Source organism: Pseudomonas tehranensis (genome assembly GCF_014268615.1).
GTDB lineage: Bacteria > Pseudomonadota > Gammaproteobacteria > Pseudomonadales > Pseudomonadaceae > Aquipseudomonas > Aquipseudomonas tehranensis.
Genome location: NZ_JABWQV010000319.1, coordinates 1 through 4,968, shown reverse-complemented (window position 1 = coordinate 4,968; position 4,968 = coordinate 1). Strand labels below are relative to the sequence as shown.

At 61.2% G+C, this 4,968-nt stretch carries 9 protein-coding genes; 8 read left to right on the top strand and 1 reads right to left on the bottom strand.

Translation table 11 applies throughout. The features are described 5' to 3' along the window. Positions 1-107: 107 nt before the first annotated feature. Positions 108-458, bottom strand: coding sequence for a hypothetical protein (locus HU811_RS24950; protein WP_092399157.1), 351 nt, complete (start codon positions 456-458; stop codon positions 108-110). Between the two features lie 142 nt (positions 459-600). Here HU811_RS24950 and HU811_RS24945 point away from each other — a divergent pair, with 142 nt between their 5' ends. From HU811_RS24945 to HU811_RS24910, 8 genes are all read left to right on the top strand, one after another. Next, positions 601-861 (top strand): hypothetical protein, encoded by a 261-nt coding sequence (locus tag HU811_RS24945; RefSeq protein ID WP_092399159.1) that lies wholly within the window; start codon positions 601-603, stop codon positions 859-861. Between the two features lie 2 nt (positions 862-863). Further along, on the top strand, positions 864-1,193 hold the full coding sequence (locus HU811_RS24940) for a DUF6388 family protein (protein ID WP_092399161.1): 330 nt from the start codon (positions 864-866) through the stop codon (positions 1,191-1,193). A 253-nt stretch (positions 1,194-1,446) separates the two neighbouring features. Further along, a complete protein-coding gene (gene tusD / locus HU811_RS24935) occupies positions 1,447-1,839 on the top strand; it encodes a sulfurtransferase complex subunit TusD (protein WP_092399360.1) in 393 nt (130 codons plus the stop codon). Continuing rightward, on the top strand, positions 1,839-2,201 hold the full coding sequence (gene tusC, locus HU811_RS24930) for a sulfurtransferase complex subunit TusC (RefSeq protein ID WP_092399163.1): 363 nt from the start codon (positions 1,839-1,841) through the stop codon (positions 2,199-2,201). Before tusD ends, tusC begins: the two co-directional genes overlap by 1 nt. Beyond that, positions 2,201-2,494, top strand: a complete 294-nt coding sequence (gene tusB / locus HU811_RS24925; protein ID WP_186658651.1) for a sulfurtransferase complex subunit TusB — start codon at positions 2,201-2,203, stop codon at positions 2,492-2,494. Before tusC ends, tusB begins: the two co-directional genes overlap by 1 nt. Further along, positions 2,491-2,826: a TusE/DsrC/DsvC family sulfur relay protein gene (locus HU811_RS24920; RefSeq protein ID WP_186658649.1), complete on the top strand. Its 336-nt coding sequence runs from the start codon at positions 2,491-2,493 to the stop codon at positions 2,824-2,826. Before tusB ends, HU811_RS24920 begins: the two co-directional genes overlap by 4 nt. Beyond that, positions 2,823-3,824, top strand: a complete 1,002-nt coding sequence (locus tag HU811_RS24915; protein ID WP_092399169.1) for a glycosyl transferase family protein — start codon at positions 2,823-2,825, stop codon at positions 3,822-3,824. Before HU811_RS24920 ends, HU811_RS24915 begins: the two co-directional genes overlap by 4 nt. A gap of 88 nt (positions 3,825-3,912) precedes the next feature. Further along, entirely contained in the window at positions 3,913-4,917 is a 1,005-nt protein-coding gene (locus HU811_RS24910) for a glutathione S-transferase family protein (RefSeq protein ID WP_186658647.1), read from the top strand. Positions 4,918-4,968: the final 51 nt, after the last annotated feature.

The window sequence follows — 4,968 nt, the reverse complement described above, 5'->3', positions numbered from 1 at the left end:
ATCGCGAGCAGGCTCGCTCCCACATGGGGTTGCGGGTGTTCACAGTATCTGCAAACGACACATAAACCTGTGGGAGCGAGCCTGCTCGCGATAGCAGTGCAAGTCGCCTACAGACAAGTCGCCAACGCCGCCAACCGGCGCTTGGCCACAAAATCGTCATGCTGGGCGTAATAGCTCAACGCGGTACCCGTGGCGCTGCCTTGCACATCGACAAACGATTCAGCCGAGCGGGTGTACACCGTCGTGCCCCCCTTCTGAGCCGGTTGCAGGTAGGCACCGGCATCCACGCCAAATACCGCTTCGTCCTGCCAGGAAAACTGCACGCACTGGGCCACGACCTGTTCCGGCTTGTCGGAGGTCAGTGTCTTGTAGGGCGCTTGAGTACGGGCCTGGTTCATCGCCGAACCCGCGCAGCCAACCAGCAACATTGCGGCCGCGGCCACCATCAGCATTCGCATTGCGTTCACTCGTAGAGAAAAAACCCGACTGTAGCACTGCGGCCTGGGCCTTCATGCTGCTTTACTGAAATTTATACGCGACACCGGGCGATGATTCGCGCAACCTGTCGCGCCATTGCCACTTGCCCGCGCGGAACAGCCCATGACACCCAATGCCGAGTTCTACAAACCGACCACCGAATACGCTGACAAACTGATCAGCCAGATCGGCCAGACCCCGGCCTGGATCGCCAAGCGAATCGGCGTCACCGACAAGCGGATTCGCTACATCCTCGACGGTGAACGTACGGTCAAGGGCGAAACCACGCCGATACAGATGACCTACACCGAACAGTTCGCCCTCGAATGCCTGGCCGCTGCGGCCAAGGCCAGCAAGAAACAACCCCCGGCACCCAAGGAGTGACCATGGCGGCAACCGAACAGCAACATGAACGAGCGCTGGAAAAATTTCTCGATGAACGCCCCGAGCTGCGCGTCGAACTGGACAACCTCAACCCGCTGCTGGCCCAGGCCAAGGGCGAGACCGCTGCGCAGTATCGCGCCGAGCGCTTGCATGAGGCGTTCGAAGCCGAAGCCGAGCGCCAGGGCCTGTTCGCTTGGGAACTGACCCTGCAACTGACCGCCGCTTCGCCTCAGGACTACGAAAACCAGCGCATGGAAGTCCACAAGGAAGTGGCACAGATGGCGGGGATGGAGTGGGCGGAGTATTGCGAGTTGAATGGGCTCGAGCAGTAGCTCGAATGGATTGAATACCACCTGTGGCGAGGGGATTTATCCCCGCTGGGCTGCGAAGCGGCCCCTCTTTCGCCACCGTGGCCTGTCTGATACACCGCGTTGGCGGGTCAAGGGACTGCTTCGCAGCTCCACGGGGATAAATCCCCTCGCCACAAAGTATCCAAAGCATGCCCCTTTGTGTTGAATCCCCTGGCAATCGCCCCCCCGCCCATAAAGCTTTATCATGGCCGCAGTTTTGCTGATCGGGTCTGTCATGAAGTTTGCCATCGCATTGTTTTCCGCCGCCCATGCACCCTCCTCGCGCCGCGCCCTGTTGTTTGCCCAGGCCGCGCTGGCCGGAGGGCATGAAATCGTGCGGCTGTTTTTCTATCAGGATGGTGTCTATAACGCTGCCGACAGCCTCGTAACGCCCCAGGATGAACAGGATCTGCCCCAACAGTGGCGCGCCTTTGTCAGCGACAACCAGCTCGACGGTGTGGTCTGCATCGCCGCGGCGTTGCGCCGTGGTGTGCTGAACAATGAAGAGGCCCAACGTTACCAGCGTTCAGCGGTCAGCGTCGGCGCGCCTTGGGCCTTGTCCGGCCTGGGCCAGTTGCACGACGCGATCCAGGACGCCGACCGCTTGATCTGTTTTGGAGGCGCGTAATGGCCAAATCCTTATTGCTCATCAGCCGCCAGGCTCCCTGGTCGGGCCCCAGCGCCCGGGAAGCCCTGGACATCGTACTGGCCGGGGGCGCGTTCGACCTACCCATCGGCCTGCTGTTTCTCGACGACGGCGTCTTGCAGCTCGCCAGCGGCCAAAACGCCAAGGCGCTCCAGCAAAAGGACCTGAGCGCGAACTTGCAGGCGTTGCCCATGTTTGGCGTCGAGGACCTGTACGTCTGCGCCGACAGTGCCGCCGAACGTGGCGTTGCAACCGCTGCCCTGGCGCTGGACGAGCTGAACATACTCAGCGCGCCGCAGATCGCCGCGCTCATTGATCGTTATGACCAGGTGATCACCCTCTGATGTCGACTTTGCATGTGTTGTCTCATTCCCCCTTCGGCGATAGCCGCTTCACCAGTTGCCTGCGCGTGCTGGGCGAGCAGGACGCACTGCTGCTGTGTGGCGACGCGACGTACGCGTTGCAACCGGGCAGCTCACCATTTGAACGGCTGCAGGCCGCTGGCCTGAATCTGTTCGTGCTGGCCGAAGATCTCCAGGCCCGCGCCCTGGACACACCAGACTGGGCCGAAGCCATCAACTACGCGGGTTTCGTCGAGCTGTCGATTGAACACGACAAGGTCAACACCTGGCTATGAAGACGCTAAACCTTGGCGAGCGCAGCATCGCGTTGGACAAGGACGGCTACCTGGTCGACCTTGACGACTGGTCGACTGAAGTCGCCACGGCACTGGCTGCGGCCGAAGAGATCGAGTTGAGTCCCGAACACTGGGAAGTCCTCGAACTGTTGCGCGGCTTCTACGACGAATTCCAGCTCTCCCCCGCGACCCGGCCGCTGATCAAGTACACGGCGCTGAAACTGGGCGCCGACAAGGGCAACAGCCTGCACCTGAACCGATTGTTCAAAGGCACTCCCGCCAAACTCGCCGCCAAGCTGGCGGGCCTGCCCAAACCGACGAACTGCTTATGACCGACTTCCCATCGCTGACCCTTGAGACCCCGGCCGAACATCCGTTCGCCCAATTCGTGCGCATCCTCGGCAAAGGCAAGCGCGGCGCCCGTGACCTGACCCGCGAAGAAGCGCGGCAAGCCATGGGCATGGTGCTGGACGAACAGGTCGAAGACACCCAACTCGGCGCCTTCCTGATGCTATTGCGGCACAAGGAAGAAAGCGCCGAAGAAATGGCCGGTTTCACCCAAGCCTTGCGTGAACGCCTGCAGCCCCCGGCGTTGGCGGTGGATCTGGATTGGCCGACCTACGCCGGCAAGAAACGTCATTTACCGTGGTACCTGCTGGCGGCCAAATGCCTCGGGCAGAACGGTGTGCGGATTTTCATGCACGGCGGCGGCGCGCATACGGCGGGCCGGCTCTACAGCGAGCAACTGCTTGGCTTGCTGAACATCCCCCTGTGTCGCGACTGGCAGCAGGTTGGCACAGCGCTGGACAATGGTGGCCTGGCCTTCATGCCACTGGTGGACTGGGCTCCGCAAATGCAACGGATGATCGACCTGCGCAACACCCTGGGCTTGCGTTCACCGATCCATTCCCTGGCGCGGATCCTCAACCCCCTGGGCGCCCGTTGCGGGCTGCAAAGCATCTTCCATCCGGGCTACCAGGCGGTCCACCGCGATGCCAGCGGCTTGCTGGGAGACACCGCCATCGTGATCAAGGGCGACGGTGGCGAGATCGAGATCAACCCGGACGCCGACAGCCACCTGTATGGCACCTGCGGTGGGGTGAGCTGGGATGAGGAATGGCCGCGACTGGCCGAACAGCGCCACGTCAAACCGCAAAGCCTCGACCCTGAGCACCTCAAAGCCATCTGGCGAGGCGACGTTGAAGACAGCTACCCGCAACTGGCGCTGATCGCCACCATGGCCCTGGCCCTGCGCGGCCTGGGCCTGGCTCGGGAAGAAGCTTTAGAGCAAGCCCGCCAATACTGGGCGGCGCGGGATCGATCGATTTAACCGATCATCAACGCCCAACCTTTGCGCTTTTTGTTCGAACCTATGGGAATAGACTCCTCTCCAACGTTTATTGGCAGAGGAGATCGAGATGGGTTTGTTAGTCGAAGGTCGCTGGCAGGACCAGTGGTATGAAAGCAAGGACGGCACCTTCCAGCGTGAACAGGCGCAACGCCGCCATTGGATCACCGCCGACGGCAGTGCAGGCCCTACGGGCGACAGCGGGTTTACCGCCGAGTCCGGGCGCTACCATTTGTATGTGTCCCTGGCCTGCCCCTGGGCCCACCGGACGCTGATCTATCGCAAGCTCAAAGGCCTGCAAGACCTGATCGATGTCTCGGTGGTCAGCTACCTGATGCTGGAAAACGGCTGGACCTTCGACAAGCGCCATGGCTCCACCGGCGACAAACTCGATCACCTGGATTTCCTGCACCAGCGCTACACCGCCGATACGCCGGACTACACCGGTCGCGTCACCGTGCCAGTGCTGTGGGACAAACGGCAACAACGCATCGTCAACAACGAATCAGCGGAAATCATCCGCATGTTCAACAGCGCCTTCGACGGCTCGACCAGGAACGACCTGGACCTCTACCCCGAGCACCTGCGCAACGACATCGATGCGTTGAACGAACGCATCTACCCGGCCGTGAACAATGGCGTGTACCGCGCCGGGTTCGCCACCACTCAGGCGGCCTACGAAGAAGCGTTCGATGGTTTATTCGCTGAACTGGACCGCTTGGAGGGATTACTGCAAACCCGACGCTACCTGACCGGTGAATACCTGACCGAGGCCGATATCCGCTTGTTCACCACGATCATCCGTTTTGACGCGGTGTATTTCGGTCATTTCAAATGCAACCTGCGGCGCATTGCGGATTATCCGAACCTGTCGAACTGGTTGCGGGAGTTGTATCAGTGGCCGGGAATTGCCGAGACCGTGGACTTCACCCACATCCAGCGCCACTACTACGGCAGCCACAAGACCATCAATCCCAACGGGATCGTGCCCAAAGGGCCGGAGCAGGATTTCAGGGTTGCCCATGATCGGGAGCGGTTGAGTGGGAAAGGGATTTGGCGTGGGCCCCGGGATTGATTCGGGATTTTTGTTGCAGTTGAGGGCCTCTTCGCGAGCAAGCCCGCTCCC